Source organism: Gallaecimonas xiamenensis 3-C-1, assembly GCF_000299915.1.
Classification (GTDB): Bacteria; Pseudomonadota; Gammaproteobacteria; order Enterobacterales; family Gallaecimonadaceae; genus Gallaecimonas; species Gallaecimonas xiamenensis.
This window is the reverse complement of sequence record NZ_AMRI01000029.1, coordinates 35,314-53,994: the sequence shown is the minus strand read 5'-3', so window position 1 is coordinate 53,994 and position 18,681 is coordinate 35,314. Positions and strand designations below refer to the sequence as shown.

Sequence of the window (18,681 nt, the reverse complement as noted above, 5' to 3'; positions counted from 1 at the left end):
ACCTTAGGGTGGCTTTTTCTTTATCTAGTTCTGGCTCTGGCTCTGGCTCTGGATGGCATGAGGTGCTGCACCTCCCGCCCATACCAGAACCGGGGATAACGGGTCCAACCCGCCATCACCCACCATATTGAAAAGCCACCTTAGGGTGGCTTTTTCTTTATCTAACTCTGGCTCTGGCCAGTGTTAGCCTCATCTGCCCTCTCCTACCCGCTCAGCACCGATACAGGCCGCTTTGTGGGCAGCGCGGGCAATAAAAAGGCCGCATCGGCGGCCTGGGTCACTTTAAATCGGTGGAACGGTACACCGTCTTGATAAGGTGCCAGCCAAACTTGGTTTTGACCGGGCCATGAACCTCGAACAGCGGCTTTTTAAAGACCACATCGTCAAAGGCTTTGACCATGTCCCCTTTTCGAAACTCTCCCAGATCGCCACCCCGGCGTTTGGAAGGGCAAAGGGAGTGCTGCTTGGCCAGCTTGTTGAAATCCGCCCCTTTTTTCAGCTGCGCCAGCAGCTTTTCGGCTTCGGCCTGGGTCTTGACGAGAATGTGGTAAGCGCTGGCGGTGGCCATGGGCAACTCCTTAAAAACGGCCCGCTATTGTCCTTCCCTAGGGCGGGCCAGGCAAGGGCCGGCGCGCGCCAAAGACTGCCCGTTGCTGTGACGATGCTTAAAACCAGATAAATTTCATAAAGATAAGCAGGGAAAATTACCCTTGTTAAGCCTTCGTGGCCTTTCATTATCGCCGCTACGTCCTACCCTAGATGAAGACCCCCAGTCCCTGCCCTGGGTCCCATAACCAAAAGGACTGACCCTATGATAGTGCTGACTTTGATCTTCCTGTTGCTGGGCCTGGCCCTGGTAGCCGGCGGTGCCTGGCTGCTGAGCCTGGGCGGCAGCCCCTATTACCTGCTGGCCGGCGCCGTGATGCTGGTGGTGGCCATACTGGTGCGAAAAAGGCGCACCCGCGCCCGCCAACTTTATGCGCTGTTCCTGACCGGTACCTTTATCTGGGCGCTGTGGGAGTCCGGATTCGACTGGTGGCCCCTGGCAACCCGTCTTGGCCTGTTCCTGATCCTGGCCATTCCCCTGTTGCTGGCCCAACGCCAGGCCAGAAGCGGAGTCGGCCTGTTGTTGTCGGTCTGGGGGCTGGTGGCCCTTGGCACCCTGGCCAGCATGCTGGTGGACAATCATCAGCAAAAAGGTAGCCTCAGTGCCCAGGTGAAAGTAGCCAACCCCAACCTGGGGGACGACATGGGTAACGATTGGCCCGCCTACGGCCGCACCAACCTGGGCCAACGTTACTCTCCTCTTGACCAGATCACCCCAGCCAACGTGGCCCGGTTAGAGCTGGCCTGGCAGTACCAAACCGGGGATCGTAAAGGGCCCGGCGACATAGGCGAAACCACCTATGAGGCTACTCCCATCAAGATTGGCGATAGCCTCTTTCTCTGCACCCCCCATAACTGGTTGGTGGCCCTGGGGGCAGATAAAGGTGAAAAGCGCTGGGTATTCAATGCCAAAGTGGGCCCCGAGCAGCAGCGCCAGCACCAGACCTGCCGGGGGGTGTCCTACCTGCCCCCTGCCTCTGGCGAACCGATCCAAGCCCTGGTGCAGCAAGCCCCCAGCGAGTCCCTGGCAGCGGTGGCCTGCGACGCCCAACTGTTCCTGCCCACCTCGGACGCCCGCCTTATCGCCCTTGACCCCGCCACCGGCGCCCGTTGCAGCAACTTTGCCAATGACGGCGAGCTGGATCTGACCCACAACATGCCCTTCAAACAGCCGGGCTATTACTACTCGACCTCGCCACCCCTGGTGGCCAAAGGCCTGGTGATAGTGGCTGGCTCGGTCAACGACAACTATGCCGTGGACTCCCCTTCCGGGGTCATCCGCGCCTATGACGCCCGCAGCGGCGCCCTGGTATGGAACTGGGACTCGGGCAACCCCGACAAGACGGTGCCTCTGGCCCCAGGGGAAACCTACACCACCAGCTCTCCCAACAGCTGGTCGGTGGCCAGCGCCGACGAGCGCCTGGGGCTGGCCTATTTCCCCATGGGCAACCGCACCCCGGACCAACTGGGCATGTACCGCACCCCGGCCGAGGAAAAGTACGCCACCTCGGTGGTGGCCTTGAACCTGGACGACGGCCAGGTCGCCTGGGTACGGCAGTTTATCCACCATGATCTTTGGGACATGGACACCCCGGCGCAGCCGGTGCTGGTGGATTTAAATACTACCAATGGCATGGTGCCGGCCCTGGTGGTGCCCACCAAACAAGGGGACGTCTATGTGCTTAACCGCCGCAACGGCGAGCCGCTGCACGCTATCACAGAGCAGCCGGCTCCCCAGGGCACCCAGATCCCCGGGGATTTTACCGCCCCCACCCAGCCCAGCTCGGCCTTGAACTTCAAACCCGCCAAGCTACGTGAAGCAGACATGTGGGGCGCCAGCCCCCTGGACCAACTGTGGTGCCGCATTCAATACCGCAGCCTCAACTACCAAGGCCAGTACACCGCGCCTTCCACCCAAGGCACCCTGGTCTACCCCGGTAACTTCGGAGTCTTCAACTGGGGCAGCGTGGCGGTGGACCCCAGGCGCCAGGTGATGTTCGGCATGCCGTTGTACCTGGCCTTTGTGTCCAAGCTGGTGCCCAAAGACGGTGCCAGCCTTGGCCCCACCAACCAGGGGGAACACGGCCTTAACGCCAATGCCGGCGCCCCTATGCAGTGGACATGAAGCCGTTTCTGTCTCCCCTTGGGGTGCCCTGCCAACAGCCCCCCTGGGGTTATGTGGCCGGGGCCGACTTGGTCAGCGGCAAGGTGGCCTGGAAGCACAAGAACGGCACCATCCATGACATGACCCCCTTTGGCTTGCCCATCAAGATGGGGGTACCCGGCATTGGCGGCCCCATCATCACCGCCGGTGGCGTGGTGTTTATGGCAGCGGCGGTGGACGACTACCTGCGGGCCTACGATCTCACCAGCGGCAAGGAGCTGTGGCAGGCCAGGCTCCCTGCCGGCGGCCAGGCCACCCCCATGACCTACCTCAACAGCGAAGGCCAGCAGATGGTGGTATTGGTGGCCGGAGGCCATGGCTCCATCGGCACCACCCTGGGGGATTATGTGGTGGCCTATAAGCTCAAGCGCTGACGAAAAGACCCGGCATCTGCCGGGCCTTTTTTAGCTGATAACCACAGCTTCCGGGACGCTGTCCCTGGCACTTCTGGCCAGGCTGTCCAGCTCGCCGTCGGCCGGTGCGAAGCTGTCGGCGCGGGCAATTTTCCAGACCCGGGCATAAAAGTCCCCTTCCAGGCGCTCTTTGAGCAGTTCGCCGGGCTTGAGGAAGACATGCTGCTGGGAAAAAAGCCGCACTTCGGTGCTGGAGGTGCGGCGCACCAGGTGCTTGGCTTCCAGCTGGCTGGGGTGCTCCAGGCCGGCGGCGGCCAGCATTTCTGCCAGGGTGTGGAGGGTATTGCGGTGGAAGTTATGAACCCGCTGGGCCTTGTCCGGCACCACCAGGGCCCGCTGGCGCAGTTTGTCTTGGGTGGCCACCCCGGTGGGGCACTTGTTGGTATGGCAGGACTGCGACTGGATACAGCCCACCGCGAACATAAAACCCCGGGCCGAGTTGGCCCAGTCGGCGCCTATGGCCAGCACGCTGGCAATGTCGAAAGCCGACACTATCTTGCCGCTGGCGCCAATCTTGATTTTGTCCCTGAGGTTCAGCCCCACCAGGATGTTGTGAACAAAGAGCAGGCCCTCGCGCAGGGGCACGCCGATATGGTTGGAGAACTCCAGCGGCGCCGCCCCTGTGCCCCCTTCCTTGCCGTCTACCACGATAAAGTCGGGCAGGATGCCGGTTTCCAGCATGGCCTTAGCAATGCCCATAAACTCCCAGGGGTGGCCAAGACACAGCTTGAATCCCACCGGCTTGCCGCCGGACAGCTCCCGAAGCCTTGCGATAAAGGCCATCAGCTCCAGGGGGGTAGAGAAGGCGCTGTGGCTGGACGGGGAGATGCAGTCCTCTCCCTGGGGCACGCCCCGGGTTTCGGCGATTTCGGCGCTCACCTTATGGCCCGGCAGTATGCCGCCGTGGCCGGGCTTGGCCCCCTGGCTGAGCTTGATTTCAATCATCTTGACCTGGGGTTCGGCGGCCCTGGCCTTGAACTTGTCGCCGTCAAAGCTGCCGTCGGCGGCGCGGCAGCCGAAATAGCCGGAGCCTATCTCCCAGATAAGGTCGCCGCCGTATTCCCTGTGGTAAGGGCTGATGCTGCCCTCACCGGTGTCGTGGGCGAAGTTGCCCAGTTTGGCACCTTTGTTCAGGGCCCGGATGGCGTTGGCGGACAGGGCCCCAAAACTCATGGCCGAGATATTGAAGATGGACGCCGAGTAGGGGTGGCGGCACTGAGGGCCACCGACAGTGACCCGGAACTGGTCAGGGTCCTGCAGGGGCTTGGGGCAGATGGAGTGGTTGATAAATTCAAAGCCAGGCTCGTAGACGTCAATCAGGGTGCCAAAGGGCTTGGAGGAGTTCTCGTTCTTGGCCCTGGCGTACACCAAGGAGCGCTGGGCCCGGGAAAAGGGCAACTTGTCGTCGTCCCCTTCCAACAGGTACTGGCGCAGCTCGGGGCGGATGAACTCCACCAGATAGCGGATATTGCCCAGTATGGGGTAGTTGCGGCGCACCGAATGGCGGTCTTGCAAAAGGTCATAAACCCCCAGCAGGGACAGCAGGCCGGTGACCGCCACCAAGGCCCAGAGCCAGGGATCGGCGTCGACAAAAGGCAGGCATAGCAAGGTGATAAGAAGGCAGCCGACAAAAAAGGCGTAGCGGCTTAACAGGGATAATTTCATGGGGCCATCCGTAGTTCAGGTGGGGAGCCTTGGCTCCTATTGCCCTACAGCATAAGAAATTTTCCCGCCAGGTGAACCCCAACCACTGTAACGGAGCGTCCAAGGCCCCGGCCCCGTTGCCACCCTGCCCCAGCTTTGTCAGTATAAAAACCAGACAAATGACAAGGATGTTCCATGAAATCAATGGTTTTACCGGCCGTTATGGTCCTTGGCGCCAGCGCCACCAGGCAGAACAGCTGAGCGATGCTCGGGGACGACGGCCAAGGCAGTGAGCCGGGACATGGCGCTGACCTGGCCGATAGTGGCGGTGGACGACGCCGTGCTGGCCGATGCCTACTTCCAGAAGCTGGGCATGCACGGGGTGCCCTATTCCTGCTACTGGGCCCCGACGGCCAGCCCGGGCTGATTGAGGAGCTCAGTGGCCTTATCCAATAAGCTTGAGGCAATCGAGGCCATCCAAGGCCATATGCACCAGCAGCCCAACCCCTACCCAGCGGCTCTTGGGAATAAGCGCCAGCACCAGGTACAGGCCAATGGCCCAGCCTTGGTGCAGGGGGTGAAAACCGATGGAGCAGCGCAGCGGATCAAAAACCGGGGTGGCCAGCAGGTGGTCCAGGTCCACCGCCATGGTGGCCCACATCACCAGGGTGGCCAGGCGCCAGCGGGCCCGCCAAAAGCCCAGGGCCAAAAGCAGCGGCACCAGAAAGTGCAGCACCATATGAAGCTGGCTCGACAGCATGGTTAATCCTTTTCGAAGCGGGGCCTGTCACGCCAGAGCAGCGGCAGGAATTTGGAACTGAACAGGTACACCAGGGCCCAGCTGCTGACGGTCAGCTGCACCGCCAGCCAGGGATCGTAGCGGCCATGGTGGCCGACGATGGACGCCACCACCAACCCCAGATCGGCGGCCACCGTCACCTTGAGCAGCCAGCCCTGCTGGCGCCAGCACCACCAGAGCCGGTCGCTGCTGTCCAGCTGACGGTGGCCGTTAAGCCACAGACACAGCACGGCCGGTATTGCCGGCAGCAGCCAGGGCCAGGCGGTGTCAAAACGGGGCATCAGGGCATTGAGAAAATCGGCGCCGCTGGCGCCCCCCATCAGGGATCCCACCCAGATCAGCGGATAACGCAGCAGCCACCACAACACCAGCCACAGGGGCTTGGGGAGCTTAAACAGGCCTTTGGCATCCAGTTGGCTGGGGCTCCACCCCAGCTCAGACATGGCGGCCAGCCAATATCATGTTGATAACGTCCTGCTTGGCGTCCCGGATATGGACCTTGAGCCGCTCCACCGCCTCGTCGATACGCTGGTCGCGGCAGCAGGCCAGCAGCGCTTCGTGTTCCCCTTCGGCCCTTTGTACGCCGCCGTCCAGCAGCAGGTGCAAGCGCACGTAGCGGTCGGCGTGGGTATTGAGGGTTTCCACCAGCTCAAGGGTGCGGGGCCGTTGGGCACCGGCATAGAGGCTCAGATGGAACTGGCGGTTAAGGCCGGCCCAGTCCTGAATGGAGCCCTGCTTGAGGGCGGCGTCCATCTGCAGCAAATAGCCCTGGGACTGGTGCAAGTCCAGGGCGGTGAGATGGGGGATGGAGCGGGCCAGCAGGTCCGGCTCCAGCAGCAGGCGAATATCAAACAGCTCCTCGGCCTGCTCCACCGACAAGGGGGTGACCCTGGCGCCTTTATGGGCCTCAAAATCGATAAGCCCTTCCGCCTCCAGCTGCATCATCGCCTCTCGCACCGGAATACGGCTGACATTGAGGCTCTCGGCCAATAGGTTCTGGCGTAGCGGCTCCCCGGCTTTGAGTTCACCGGACAGGATGCGGTCGCGCAGGCTGTCGAGCACATAGGAGGTGCGGGTCTTGTGGACCACAGGAGGCTTTTGGGTCATGGCAGAGCGGCTAGGGTTGCAGGTCGAGCCAGTATATCGGCTTAACGGGGTCGACACTACGGCCCAGAACCATTACACGAAGACGATATTTAGCCATTTGTTTGCATTTTGTTGATTTTGTGTTTTACATGGAAGGGCGCCCAAGAAAGGGGGCAATAACAATCCATTGGAGGACAACATGATAAGAAAGACCCTGCTGGCCGCCGCCCTGCTGGCCGCCAGCCAGGCCGCCCTGGCCGCTGATCTGGACATCTCTTTGAAAGTCGCCGACGACTACGTGGCCGCCAACAAAGATGTGGGCCTGAGCCTGACCCTCACCAACAACAGCAAACACAGCCTCAAGGTACTCAAGTGGTACACCGCCGCCGACGGCCTGGAAGACGACATCTTCACCGTTACCCGTGACGATGAGGAAGTGGAATACCTGGGCCGCCACTACAAGCGCCCCGCCCCCAGCGCCAAGGACTACCTGGTGCTCAAAAGCGGTGAAAGCCTGACCCAAACCCTGGACCTGTCCGCCTACTACGACATGAGCGAGGCCGGCAGCTATCAGGTCAGCTACAAGGTGGACGCCATGGACCTGCTCAAGTCCCCTGGCCTTGCCAAGACCCTGGTGGCCCGTGCCGACAGCCTGCGCTCTGAGGCCGTCAGCCTCTGGGTGGATGGGGTGGACTTCAAGGGCCTGAGCGCCAAGCGCCCTGTGGTAGGGGATATCGGTATCAGCAGCGTCAGCTACCAGGGCAGCTGCTCGAACAGCGAGAAATCCAGCATCAACAGCGCCGTCAGTGCCGCCCAGAGCATTGGCAGCGGCGCCCTGTCCTACCTGCAGGGGCAAAGCAGCCCCAGCAGCTCGACCCGCTACAAGACCTGGTTCGGTACCTACAACAGCAGCCGCTACAGCACGGTGACCAGCAACTTCTCGAAGATAGTCAATGCCTTGAACAGCAAACCCCTGGTGTTCGACTGTTCCTGCAACCAGTCCTACTTCGCCTACGTTTACCCCAACCAGCCCTACACCGTGTACCTGTGTAACGCCTTCTGGAGCGCGCCCACCAACGGCACCGACTCCAAGGCCGGCACCATAGTGCATGAGCTGAGCCACTTTAACGTGGTAGCAGGCACCGACGACATCGTCTATGGCCAGTCCGGGGCCAAGTCCCTGGCCCTGTCCAACCCCAGCCAGGCCATCCAAAACGCCGACTCCCACGAATACTTCGCGGAAAACACCCCGGCCCTGCCCTGATAAAAAAAGGCGCCCTCAGGGCGCCTTTTTCAGGCTTCGGCGAAAGTCCATTCGCTTTTTGGTGTCCACAAAGTAGTAGACCCCCATCACCAGGGCCAGCACCAATGGCGGCGTGGGTGACGGCAACACCAGGGTGCCAAAGCCGTGTTGGAACAGGCCGAACAGCAACATGAACAGGGTCACCATCACGAAAAAGCCCAGGGCGCACAACAGGCCGTTGTTAAGGGCCAGCTTGGCTCCCTGGGGGCGGCTGTCCGGGCCCGGCTCGGTGAGGTGGGTACCGTCCACCGCCACCCCAAGGCCGGCCTCACCGACGCTCACCTCAATCAGCCCCTGACGCAGCTCCGGCTTTGCCAGGGCGCACAGGCGGTGCTCCTTGAGGCTGCGAAACAGTACCGATCTGTCCCTTTCCTCGCCGTCCACCAACAGCCGCACCTCGGTCAGCATCAAACGGGGTAATACCTGCACTTCCAGCTGCTGTTGTTGCCAGCTGCCTTGCCATTGCTGCACTTTCATGGATTCTTCTTGGGGCTCCAGGGAGTAATAAGGCGGATCTTACTGCGTTTTTGCGGTATCGCCAGCCCCTGGGGCAAGGCCGGGAAGTAATCGTAGATCTGCTGGGGAAATTCCACCCCGGCACCGTCGATGAAATGCCAGTCGGCCGACGCCTTGGGGCGCACGGCGATGAGGTAGCCGTCTTCGCTGATGACCTGGCTGGCACTTTCATAGCGGCTGTGGGTCAGGGCAAAGGCCACCCAGTCGTCCCCGGCCGGGTAGAAGTCCTTGGGGGTTTCTATCTGGTATTGGCTGCGCTTGAGGCCGCTTTGGGCCAGCTCCAAGAAGGCCTGCTCGGCATGCTCCAAGGCCGCTTCCTGGCCCCCTTGGGCGGCAATGGCCTTGGGATGGGTCAGGGCCACCAGGGTCTGGTAGTCGCCGCTCAGAGTAGCGCTGCGCAGCCGCTCCAAGGTGGCGGGCAGTTCGTCGAATTGGGCCAGGGCCGGTGCGCTCAGCAAGACCAGGGTAAGCAGGTAGGCTCTCATTCTCCGTCCCAGTAGTTAAGCCCCTGGTGCTGGCGGCCAAAAATGGCAAAAGAGCGTTCCTTGCTGTCCCCTCCGGGAGCCGTACCGGCAATGACCCCATACTTGCCCGAGTCCGGGTAGAGCATCACGTCCGGCTCCTTCATGGTGGACACCGCCAGGTACACCAGCTCCTTACTGCCGGTGTTGACGATTTGATGGGCCAGCTCGGCCCCGGCCGGGCAGGCCACAAAGTCGCCGGCCTGCAAGGGGTGGCTCTGTTCACCCAGCAGCAGGGTGCCGCTACCTTCGAGGATAAAGAACATCTCTTCGTTGTTGAGGTGGGCGTGGCGCGGCCAGGCTTGTTTGCCCGGCATCACCCGCACCACCCGGTAACCCAGGTCCTTGCCGCCGATCAGCGGCGCCACCGGCGCCACCCTGGCAAAGTACTTTTCGCCGTGGCTGTGACTGCGGTAGGTCAGTTTCTGGATGTTGATAACGGGACTGTCGGCCATGCTTGACCCCGCTCTTTGGGTCTTTTAGTGTGAGGCCCATTCTAACAACGAAGCCTGGCCAATTAACAAGAAGATTACATGGCCGGGTTGGGACAAGCAGCAGAAGACAGCGGATGGGGCAGCCCGTCCCGGTCCTGCCATCGAGGATCGGATGAACAAGACCCTGGGCTCCGCCCTTATCGTGGCCGGCACCACCATTGGTGCCGGCATGTTGGCCTTGCCCCTGGCCACCGCCGCCCTGGGCTTCGGCCTGAGCTGCCTGTTGCTGCTGGTATTCGCCCTGTTGGCCATCAAGGCCGCCTGGGTGATGGTGGACCATTGCCTTGCTCTGGAAGGGCCTGCGTCCCTTGACGCCCTTGGCCGCCAGGCCCTGGGGCCCTTTGGCCGGGTACTGGTGGCCCTGAGCATGGGTTTTCTCTACTACGCCCTAATGGCGGCCTACGTGTCCGGCAGCGCCAACCTGTTGGCAGCCAGCCTGGGCCTGGACCCGCGCCTGGCGGCATTGGTGGCCAGCCTGGCGGTAGCGGCCCTTATCATGCTGTCCATGCAGGTGGTGGATATCAGCAACCGACTGCTGTTCACCATCAAGATGGTGGCCTTGGTGCTGGTGATAGGCGGTCTGTTGCCCGGGGTCGACCCCGGCCACTTGGCAGCCAGCCCCAGCCTGCCACTGGCGGCCCTGCCCATCATCTATACCGCTTTTGGCTACCACGGCTCCCTGCCCACCCTGGTCAACTACCTGGAAAAGGACAGACGCAAGCTGCGCCTGGCCATTGCCGGCGGTACCCTGCTGCCCCTGGCCCTGTACCTTGTTTGGCAACTGGTGGTGCTGGGCAGCCTGAACCAGCAGGCCCTTGGCCAAACCGGCGGCGCTCTTGAGAAGCTGGTGTTGGCCCTGACCCAGGGCCAGGGCGGCTGGCTCAGTACCTGTATCCACATTTTTGCTGACCTGGCCCTGGCCACCTCCTTTTTGGGGGTCGCGGTGGGCATGTTCGACTTCCTGGCCGCCCTGTTTAACCGCAAGGCAACCCTGGCCGGGCGCAGCCAGACGGCGCTGCTGACCTTCGTACCGCCGCTGCTGATCACCCTCTTTGTGCTGAACGCCTTCCTTGGCGCCCTGGGCTATGCCGCCCTGGCCCTGGCCATGGTGGCCCTGGTGCTGCCTGGCCTACTGAGCATCAAGGGGCAAAAACCCGGGGAAGGGGCACTGCTGCTGGCCCTGGGGGGCCTTATCTACCTGGCCCAGTTGCTGGGATAAAAAAGGCGGCCCTGGGGCCGCCTTTTTTATTTGCACCTGTTATCTGTGGCCTATGGCCTTATTGAGCAAGCGGTGCAAACGAATTTGTTTGAGTTCGGTGCCGTCCCGCTCGTCCACCCTGTGGCAGCCGTCGGCTTTAAAGCCGTGCTTGAGCCAGAACTTGATGCCCCCTTCGTTGTTTTCCAGCACCCACAGGTTCAGGGACACATAACCCTGGCCACGTAGGGCCAGCAGGGCCTTTTCCAGAAGCTGGGCACCCAGGCCACTGCCCACCATCTGCGGGTCCAGGTACAGGGCGCGCAACTCGGCCGTGGTGCGGCGGGAAACGTCCGGGTCGCGGGAGCGGCCGGTATTGACAAAGCCCAACAGGGTGCCGTCGTCTTCCACCAGCCAGGTCTGGCTCTGGGGCTGGCGCAGCAGGCTTTCCACCAGGCCGATGCGGCCGGGCACGTTGAGTTTTTCCAAGAAGCTGGCGGGCAGGAACTGGCGGTAACTCTGCTGCCATGCCCGCACCAGAAGATCCGCGATGGCGGGCGCATCTTCGAGCTGGGCTTGGCGAAACTGCGGCAGTACGGGCAAGGTGCTGGTCTCAAACTGTGATCTGCTACCGAAGTTAGCAAATCACAGCCCCTGCCGACAATCCCTGAACTGGTCGGTTTTGTCGATAATACCCATGGATTTCTTCTTTAGGGGCCCCTTGTGCAACCCGAGTCGCACAAGGACAGGGGATCAAGCCCGAAAAGCCCCCTTACGCCCCGCCCTTTTTATCCAGAACCAGGTCCAAAGGGGCAGTGCCAGCAGCTCTACCAGGGGTTCCCCCAGGTAACCCAGCACGCTGCCCTGGCTGGCCCAGTCCGGCCACAGCAACAGCACAGGCCTGGGTATGGCCACCAACAGGGCGATAAAGAGCGGCACTTCCTTTTCAAAACGCACCGCCAGCCAGCCAAACAGCAGCCCCAGGGGCTGCATGAAGACCAATACCATCAAGAAGCTAAAGGGCTGGCCCTGGTTGTCCCAGAGCCAGTCCAAGGGCACCAGCTTGGGCACCAGCTGCCCTACGCCGACCAGGGCCAACACCAGGCCCTGTTCGTAGAAAAACACCAGCAACACCAGGGTGAGCAGGCGCACCAACCACTTATGCAGCATCGATAACCCCTTGCTCACGCAAGAAAGCCATCAGCGCCTGGTCGTCCCAGGTGGCTACCCCAAGGCTCTCGGCCTTGGCCAGCTTGGAGCCGGCCTTTTCGCCGGCCACCAGCACATCGGTGTTCTTGGACACCGAGCCCGCCACCTTGGCCCCCAGGGCCTCCAGGTGCGCCTTGGCCTCATCACGGGACAACACCGACAAAGAGCCGGTGATAACAAAGGTTTGGCCGGACAGAGGCAAGTCTGCCGCCTCGGCCACCTGCCGCTCAGAGCTCCAATGCACCTGCAGGGCCAACAGCCGTTTTTCGATATCCAGGGCCCGCTCGGCATTAGCGCTGTCGGCAAAAAAGGCCGCCAGGCCCTTGGCCGCTGCCTTAGTGCCGCCAAGGGCGTTAAAGAGGTCCTGCTCGTCTTGCGCGCATTGGATAAGGGCCTCAAGGCTGTCAAAACGACTGGCGGCCTTCTCGGCGGCGCCAGGCCCTACCCCGACGATATCGAGCTTGTTGATAAAGTCGTTAAAGCCCAAGGGCGCCAGATTTACCTTGGCATCGGCGTCCCCCAGGTTAAGGCCCTGGCTACGCAACCCCTCTATCACCTGCCAGTTGTTGGCCTCGGTGAAAAATTCGCTGATGTGAAAGGCCACTTCCCGGCCCACATCGGGGATGGAGGTCAAGAGTTCAACGGGGGCCAGGCGAATGTTGTCCACATTGCCTAGGGTGGCAGCTACCAGCTTGGCGGTTTCCTCCCCCACTTCGGGTATGCCAAGGGCGTAGAGCACCCGGTTAAAGGGGGTGGCCTTGCTGCGCAGGATAGCGGCCCGCAGCTTGTCGGTGGACAGCTCGGCAAAGCCTTCCAGGCCCAGGATGTCTTCACGCTTGAGCTCGAAAATCCCAACCGGACTTGCCAGCAGCTGGGCGTCTACCAGTTTTTCCACCACCACGTCCCCCAGCCCTTCGATATCCAGGGCTTTGCGGGAGGCAAAGTGAATAAGGGCCTGCTTGAGCTGGGCCGAACAGGTGAGCCGGCCGCTGCAGCGGTAGGCGGTGCCTTCCCGTTCGATAACCCGGGATTTGAGGCGGGTGCGCAGGGTCTCACGCTCCACATGGGCGCCGCACACCGGGCAAGCAGTGGGAAAGTGAATGTCCCTGGCCTCTGCCGGGCGGCGCTCTTCCACCACCGACACCACCTGGGGGATCACATCGCCGGCACGGCGTACTATCACGGTGTCACCGATCTTCACCCCAAGGCGGGCTATCTCGTCGGCATTGTGCAAGGTGGCGTTGGACACAGTCACCCCGCCCACAAACACCGGCTGGAGCTTGGCCACCGGGGTGATGGCGCCGGTACGCCCCACCTGAAATTCCACGTCTTCCAATACGGTGAGTTCTTCCTGGGCCGGGTATTTCCAGGCGATGGCCCAGCGCGGTGCCCGGGACACAAAGCCCAGCTCGTCCTGGTCGACGACACTGTCCACTTTAATCACGGCGCCGTCGATATCGAAATCCAGGGCGTCGCGCTTTTGCAAGATGGCGTCGTGGTAGGCCTTGACCGCCTCAATGCTGTCCACCCGCAGCACTTCCTTGCTGACCGGCAAACCCAGGCCGCGCAGCCACATCAGCCGCGCATATTGGCTGGCAGGCAGCTCGCCCCCCTCCACCACACCAAGGCCGTAGGCGTAAAAGTTCAGGGGCCTTTTGGCGGTGATGCGCGAGTCCAGTTGGCGCAGAGAGCCGGCGGCGGCGTTGCGGGGGTTGGCAAAGAGCTTGTCGCCGCTCTCAAGAGCCTTTTTGTTCATCTCTTCAAAGCCGGCCCTTGGCATAAACACCTCGCCACGCACCTCGATGCGCTGGGGATACTGGCCCTGCAGTTTCAGCGGAATGGCGCGAATGGTTTTGACGTTCTGGGTGATGTCTTCACCTGTGGCGCCGTCGCCCCGAGTGGCGCCGCGCACCAGCACGCCGTTCTCGTACAAAAGGCTTACCGCCAGGCCGTCCAGCTTGGGTTCGCAGCACCAGGCCGGGCTGTGGCCCAGGCCTTTTTCGACCCGCTCGCCAAAGGCGATGAAGTCGCCCTCGTCCATGGCGTTACCCAAAGACAGCATAGGAACTTCGTGGGTCACTTCCCCAAAGGCGGCAGCAGCCTTGGCCCCTACCCGCTGGGTGGGGGACTCGGGGGTAATGAGTTCCGGGTGGGCCGCTTCTATGGCTTGAAGCTCGCGCATCAGCCGGTCGTATTCGGCGTCGGGAATGCTGGGGGCGTCTTCGACGTAATAGCGGATATTGTGCTGGTCTATTTCGCGGCGAAGCGTCTCGAGTTGGGTTTGGATATTGTTCATGGCGCTCTAAATAAAAAAAGCCCGGCGCTGCCGGGCTGATAAGGCTTTAATGGCCGCCCGCTGCAAGGAGCTGGCGCCGGGTGAATTCGCGAATTTGGCCCTGGTAGTGCTGCACCGTCTGCTGGGTAACCAGGTTGCGGTCGCCGTCCAAGACCTGGCAGCCGAACTCTTCGGCCATCTTCTGGGCGGCGTTGAGCATCATGGCAAAGGCCTTCATGGCGTCCCCTTCGTTGGGCAGGGTCATGAACAGGGCCAGGCCCTTGGTGCTGAACTGCTCCATCTTGTCCACGTCGAAGGTGCCGGGGTTGACCATGTTGGCCAGGCTGAACAGCACAGGGCCACGGCCGGAGGATTCCTTGTGGCGGTGGAAAATATCCATTTCGCCAAATCTAAGGCCAAGGGACAGCAGCAGCGGCAGCAGCTCGGCGCCGTCGATGGGGTCCTCTTCCTTGGCCATCACATGCAGCACCAGCACTTCCTGGGGCTCGGCGGCCTTGGGGGCCTCTTCTGGGGCGTCCTCTTCTTCTGCATGCAGGCTGGGCAGGGGCTGGTCTTCGGCCTCAGCCAGGGCCAGCTCGGCCTCCTGGGGCTCGGCGGCGGCTATTGCCTCGGCCTTGGGGGCAGCCTCCTGGGCGGCTCTGGCAGCGCCCAGATTCAGGTCCATCTGCTCCATCTTGGGTTCCTGGCGCTTTTTGGCCACCACCCGTACCTCACCGACGCCATCGTCGTCGAAGCCCTTCTCGTCCCGGGGCTGGGTAGGCATGGGTTTGACGGGCTTGGACTTGCTCTTAAGCTTGGCCTGCCCCTGGCGGCGAATGGTCTTGAGGCCGTGGGCAAAAATGCCGCCGATCACCAAGATCCCTAGAACCAGTAAAAAGATATCCATGTAGGCTTCCTGTCTCGTTTTTTTAGCCTGCTTCCGCCAGTGCGACGGCTTGTTCAATATCCACGGCGACGATACGCGACACACCGGGTTCGTGCATGGTGACCCCGGTCAGTTGATCGGCCATCTCCATGGCCACCTTATTGTGGCTGATGTAAATAAACTGGACGCTGTCTGACATTTCCCTGACCAAGCGGCAATAACGCTCCACGTTAGCATCGTCCAAGGGGGCATCCACCTCGTCTAGCATACAGAAGGGCGCCGGATTAAGCCGGAAAATGGCAAACACCAATGATAAAGCGGTCAGCGCCTTTTCACCACCGGAGAGAAGGTGAATGGTGGCGTTTCGTTTACCTGGCGGCCGGGCCATGATGGTGACACCTGTATCCAGCAGATCGTCTCCGGTCAGCTCCAGATAGGCGCTGCCGCCGCCGAACACCTTGGGGAAGAGGCGCTGCAAGTCGGCGTTAACCACGTCGAAGGTGTCCTTGAACTTGGCGCGGGTTTCCCGGTCGATTTTGCGAATGGCATTTTCCAGGGTCTCCAGGGCGGCGTTAAGGTCGGCGTCCTGTTCGTCCAGGTATTTTTTACGCTCCGCCTGCTGCTCGAATTCCTCGATGGCGGCCAGGTTGATGGCCCCCAGGCGGGCGATGGCGTTGACCAGACGGTCGATGTCTTTGGCCAGGGCCTCTTCGTTCTGGTCCTCGAGGCTGGCCAGTACGGCGTCGATATCCTGTTCCAGCTCGTCCAGCTGTTCCCGGGCGCCGTCGCTGCGCACTTTGTGGCCTTCGATTTCCACCCGGCGCCTGTCTATCTCACCCTGCATGCTCTGCACCTTGGCAAAGGCGGCGGCCTGGCCGTCTTCCAACAGCGCCATGCGCTCGTCGATGTCGGCCATCTGCTGGTTGAGCACGGTCAGGCGCTCTTCCACTTCCTTGTGCTCTTCCAGCCAGATCTCCAACTGGCTGCCCTGCTCCTGGCCGGGCTCGTCCAGCAGCTGCTGTTCTTCGAGAAGGGCTTCGAGCTGCTCGCTCACTTCCTCCACCTGCATGGCCGCCCGCTGGCAAGACTCGGCCAGGGACTGGCGGCGGGACTTGAGGGTTTCAAAACGGATCTGCAGCTGCTGGGCCTGGCCGCGCAACTGTTCTTCCAGGGCTCTGGCATCTTGCAGCTGGGGTTCGAGGTCGTCCACCGGCTGGTGTTCATCACCCTGCTCGGCTTCCTCCTCGAGCATCAGCCGCTCTTCCATCAGCTCGGCCTGTTCCAGCTCCTGGTCGGCAATGGCCTCTTGGAGCTGGGCCCTTTCCTGCTGGCGGGCCTTGGCCTGGGCATCCAGGTCGCCGGCCCTGGCCTGGAGTATGGCCAACTGCTGGCGTGACTCCTGCTGGCGCTGCTGGGCCTGCTGCTGCTGGCTAGCCAATTGCTGAAGCTGCTGTTCGGCCTGGGCCAGGGCGGCCTCGGCCTGGGCCAATTGGCCGCTGGCCTGGTCCAGCTCCTGTTGCAGGGCCGGCAGCTGCCCTTGCAGGGCCTCAAGGTCCGCCACCAGGCTAAGCCCCTGCCCTGCGGCCGGGGCCGTGGCCAGAAAATCGGCCCCCAGCCAAAAGCCGTCGGGACAGATGACCGACTCGCCGGGCCCCAGGCTGGCGCCAAGGGCCTTGGCCGCTTCCCGGTCAGGGGCTGTACGGACCCTGTCCAGCCAGGGCAGCGGCACCGGACTCTGTACCTGGGCGCCCAGGCTGGCGGGGCTGGGCTGGTGGGCGCCGGGGCGCACCAACAGCGCCGGCTGGGTGACATCCAGGAAGGGGCCATAGTCCCCAACCCTGGCCTGCAGCCAACTGCCCAGCACCTGTTCCACCGCCTGGTGCCAAGGGGCCTGAACCTGAAGCTGGGCCAGCAGGGCCGGCAGCTCGTCCAGCCCCGCCACGCTTTCCTTGGGAGCCGCCGCGTCGATAAGGGCACTTAACTGCTGAATGCGGCTTTGTTGGGTGTCCAGGGCCCTTTCCGCCTGGCGGTGGACTTCGGTTTGGGTTTTCAGCTGTTCCCGGGCGGCCTTGAGATCGCTCTGGCCCTGCTGGTGATCCATTTCCGCCAAGGCCAAGGCTTCCTGGTGCTCTTCGGCCAGGGCTTGCTGCTCGGCCAGCTGTTCCTTGACCGCCAGCAAGGCGTCGTCGTCCTGGCCGACAAAACCGGCCAGGCGCTGGTGGTCGCGCTGGATATTGGCACCCAGGTTGTCGATACGGGTGGCCAGGACCTGCAAACGGGTCTGCAGCTGCCCCTGGCGCTGCAAGCGGGCAGCAAGGGCCTGCTGCTGGGCGCGGTGCTGGTTTTCCAGCCCTTCGCGGTTGAGGCGGGCTTCGGCCAGCTGTTCTTGATATTCGTCCAGCTCCGGGGTCAGCATTTCCAGCTCTTCGTCCGCTTCCTGCTGGCGCTGCTGGTCTTCGCTCAGGGTCAGGCGGGCCTGCTCGGCACGCTGCTGGAGCCGGGCCAGCTGTTCGTCCAATTGCGCCTTGCGGCTCTTGGCGTTGGCCAGGTTTTGCTCGGCCCTGGCGATTTCCGAGCCCAGCCGGTAGTAGCGGCTCTGGGCCTGTTCTATCTGGCCCTTGGCGTCGTGCTGGGTTTCCTTGAGGGCCACCATGGCCTTCTCGTCGCCCCGGCTCTGGGCGATAAAACGCTCCAGCTCGGTTTCGAAATGGCGAATTTCACCGTTAAGGCTGGTGATGGCGTCCTGGTAGCGCCGGTAGCGCAGGGCCGCCAACTGGCCCTTGGCGGTGCGTTCCTGGTGCTTGTAGTCCCGGTAGCGGCGGGCGGCGTCGGCCTGGCGGCGCAGCTTGTCCAGCTGCTGGCCCAGCTCTTCACGCACGTCGGTAAGGCGCTCGAGGTTGTCGCGGGTGTGGCGGATGCGGTTCTCGGTTTCCTTGCGCCGCTCCTTGTACTTGGAAATACCGGCCGCTTCTTCGATAAAGACCCGCAGTTCCTGGGGGCGCGACTCGATCAGCCGGGAGATCATGCCCTGCTCGATGATGGCATAAGAGCGGGGACCAAGGCCGGTGCCAAGGAAGATATCGGTGATGTCGCGGCGCCGGCAACGGCTGCCGTTCATAAAATACTGGGACTGGCCGTCCCGGGTGACCAGGCGTTTGACGGCGATTTCGGCATATTGGGCCACCGGGCCGGTGGCAGTGCCGTCGCTGTTGTCGAACACCAGCTCGACGCTGGCCTGGGACACCGGCTTGCGGCCGGAGGAGCCGTTGAAGATGACGTCGGTCATGGCGTCGCCGCGCAGGTTCTTGGCACTGGATTCGCCCAGCACCCAACGCACGGCGTCGATGATATTGGATTTGCCACAACCATTGGGGCCGACCACGGCGGTCATAGCCCTGGGAAAGGGTACCGTCGTGGCGTCGACAAAGGATTTGAAACCTGCCAGCTTGATACTTTTCAGGCGCATTCGGTCCCGGCGCTCTCGTTATAGGGTTGTGGCCATATCAACTCGGCAATCTAACACAGTTTCTGTAACAAATCCGGGCTAGGCGCCGCCGTCCCCTCTTTTTA

At 62.3% G+C, this 18,681-nt stretch carries 18 protein-coding genes; 5 read left to right on the top strand and 13 right to left on the bottom strand.

Features of this window, described 5'->3' with window-relative positions; genetic code table 11:
* Positions 1–277 precede the first annotated feature (277 nt).
* Entirely contained in the window at positions 278–568 is a 291-nt protein-coding gene (locus tag B3C1_RS16740) for a peptidylprolyl isomerase (protein ID WP_008486274.1), read from the bottom strand.
* 243 nt (positions 569–811) lie between these two features.
* Here B3C1_RS16740 and B3C1_RS16735 point away from each other — a divergent pair, with 243 nt between their 5' ends.
* Together B3C1_RS16735 and B3C1_RS20815 are read left to right on the top strand one after the other, a co-directional pair.
* A complete protein-coding gene (locus B3C1_RS16735; protein ID WP_336391133.1) occupies positions 812–2,731 on the top strand; it encodes a membrane-bound PQQ-dependent dehydrogenase, glucose/quinate/shikimate family in 1,920 nt (639 codons plus the stop codon).
* Entirely contained in the window at positions 2,728–3,144 is a 417-nt protein-coding gene (locus tag B3C1_RS20815) for a hypothetical protein (protein WP_336391132.1), read from the top strand. The genes B3C1_RS16735 and B3C1_RS20815 overlap by 4 nt, the downstream gene beginning before the upstream one ends.
* A 30-nt stretch (positions 3,145–3,174) precedes the next feature.
* Here B3C1_RS20815 and B3C1_RS16730 read toward each other — a convergent pair whose 3' ends face one another.
* A complete protein-coding gene (locus tag B3C1_RS16730) occupies positions 3,175–4,848 on the bottom strand; it encodes an FMN-binding glutamate synthase family protein (RefSeq protein WP_008486273.1) in 1,674 nt (557 codons plus the stop codon).
* A gap of 280 nt (positions 4,849–5,128) precedes the next feature.
* Between B3C1_RS16730 and B3C1_RS20775 the strand changes: the two genes are divergently transcribed.
* Positions 5,129–5,254: a hypothetical protein gene (locus B3C1_RS20775; protein WP_272944689.1), complete on the top strand. Its 126-nt coding sequence runs from the start codon at positions 5,129–5,131 to the stop codon at positions 5,252–5,254.
* A gap of 18 nt (positions 5,255–5,272) precedes the next feature.
* Here B3C1_RS20775 and B3C1_RS16725 read toward each other — a convergent pair whose 3' ends face one another.
* The 3 genes from B3C1_RS16725 to B3C1_RS16715 are packed head-to-tail and all read right to left on the bottom strand — an operon-like array spanning position 5,273 to position 6,733.
* Positions 5,273–5,587 carry a DUF6122 family protein gene (locus B3C1_RS16725; protein WP_008486272.1) on the bottom strand — a complete coding sequence of 105 codons (315 nt, stop codon included), beginning with the start codon at positions 5,585–5,587 and terminating at the stop codon, positions 5,273–5,275.
* A gap of 2 nt (positions 5,588–5,589) precedes the next feature.
* Complete coding sequence (locus B3C1_RS16720) at positions 5,590–6,069, bottom strand: DUF2919 family protein (RefSeq protein WP_008486271.1); 480 nt, start codon at positions 6,067–6,069, stop codon at positions 5,590–5,592.
* Complete coding sequence (locus tag B3C1_RS16715; protein ID WP_008486270.1) at positions 6,062–6,733, bottom strand: GntR family transcriptional regulator; 672 nt, start codon at positions 6,731–6,733, stop codon at positions 6,062–6,064. The genes B3C1_RS16720 and B3C1_RS16715 overlap by 8 nt, the downstream gene beginning before the upstream one ends.
* 178 nt (positions 6,734–6,911) lie before the next feature.
* Here B3C1_RS16715 and B3C1_RS16710 point away from each other — a divergent pair, with 178 nt between their 5' ends.
* Positions 6,912–7,976, top strand: a complete 1,065-nt coding sequence (locus B3C1_RS16710) for a M35 family metalloendopeptidase (protein ID WP_008486268.1) — start codon at positions 6,912–6,914, stop codon at positions 7,974–7,976.
* Between the two features lie 15 nt (positions 7,977–7,991).
* Here the strand turns inward: B3C1_RS16710 and B3C1_RS16705 are convergent, their stop codons facing one another.
* From B3C1_RS16705 to B3C1_RS16695, 3 genes are read right to left on the bottom strand one after another with little or no spacing between them, the layout of a single operon-like run.
* Positions 7,992–8,492 (bottom strand): hypothetical protein, encoded by a 501-nt coding sequence (locus B3C1_RS16705; protein WP_008486266.1) that lies wholly within the window; start codon positions 8,490–8,492, stop codon positions 7,992–7,994.
* The gene (locus B3C1_RS16700; protein WP_008486265.1) at positions 8,489–9,016 is read right to left on the bottom strand and encodes a hypothetical protein; all 528 of its coding nucleotides are present in this window, start codon (positions 9,014–9,016) and stop codon (positions 8,489–8,491) included. Before B3C1_RS16700 ends, B3C1_RS16705 begins: the two co-directional genes overlap by 4 nt.
* Positions 9,013–9,507: a cupin domain-containing protein gene (locus B3C1_RS16695; RefSeq protein WP_008486264.1), complete on the bottom strand. Its 495-nt coding sequence runs from the start codon at positions 9,505–9,507 to the stop codon at positions 9,013–9,015. The genes B3C1_RS16700 and B3C1_RS16695 overlap by 4 nt, the downstream gene beginning before the upstream one ends.
* Positions 9,508–9,658: 151 nt before the next feature.
* Between B3C1_RS16695 and B3C1_RS16690 the strand changes: the two genes are divergently transcribed.
* Positions 9,659–10,765, top strand: a complete 1,107-nt coding sequence (locus tag B3C1_RS16690; protein ID WP_008486263.1) for an aromatic amino acid transport family protein — start codon at positions 9,659–9,661, stop codon at positions 10,763–10,765.
* Positions 10,766–10,804: 39 nt separating this feature from the next.
* Here the strand turns inward: B3C1_RS16690 and B3C1_RS16685 are convergent, their stop codons facing one another.
* The 5 genes from B3C1_RS16685 to B3C1_RS16665 all read right to left on the bottom strand — a co-directional run bounded on the left by B3C1_RS16685 (position 10,805) and on the right by B3C1_RS16665 (position 18,577).
* Complete coding sequence (locus B3C1_RS16685; RefSeq protein WP_008486262.1) at positions 10,805–11,344, bottom strand: GNAT family N-acetyltransferase; 540 nt, start codon at positions 11,342–11,344, stop codon at positions 10,805–10,807.
* 150 nt (positions 11,345–11,494) lie between these two features.
* Positions 11,495–11,911, bottom strand: coding sequence for a hypothetical protein (locus B3C1_RS16680; RefSeq protein WP_008486261.1), 417 nt, complete (start codon positions 11,909–11,911; stop codon positions 11,495–11,497).
* On the bottom strand, positions 11,901–14,246 hold the full coding sequence (gene ligA / locus B3C1_RS16675) for an NAD-dependent DNA ligase LigA (protein ID WP_008486259.1): 2,346 nt from the start codon (positions 14,244–14,246) through the stop codon (positions 11,901–11,903). Before ligA ends, B3C1_RS16680 begins: the two co-directional genes overlap by 11 nt.
* A gap of 46 nt (positions 14,247–14,292) precedes the next feature.
* Complete coding sequence (zipA, locus tag B3C1_RS16670; RefSeq protein ID WP_008486258.1) at positions 14,293–15,132, bottom strand: cell division protein ZipA; 840 nt, start codon at positions 15,130–15,132, stop codon at positions 14,293–14,295.
* Between the two features lie 22 nt (positions 15,133–15,154).
* A complete protein-coding gene (locus B3C1_RS16665; RefSeq protein ID WP_008486257.1) occupies positions 15,155–18,577 on the bottom strand; it encodes a chromosome segregation protein SMC in 3,423 nt (1,140 codons plus the stop codon).
* Between the last annotated feature and the right edge of the window lie 104 nt (positions 18,578–18,681).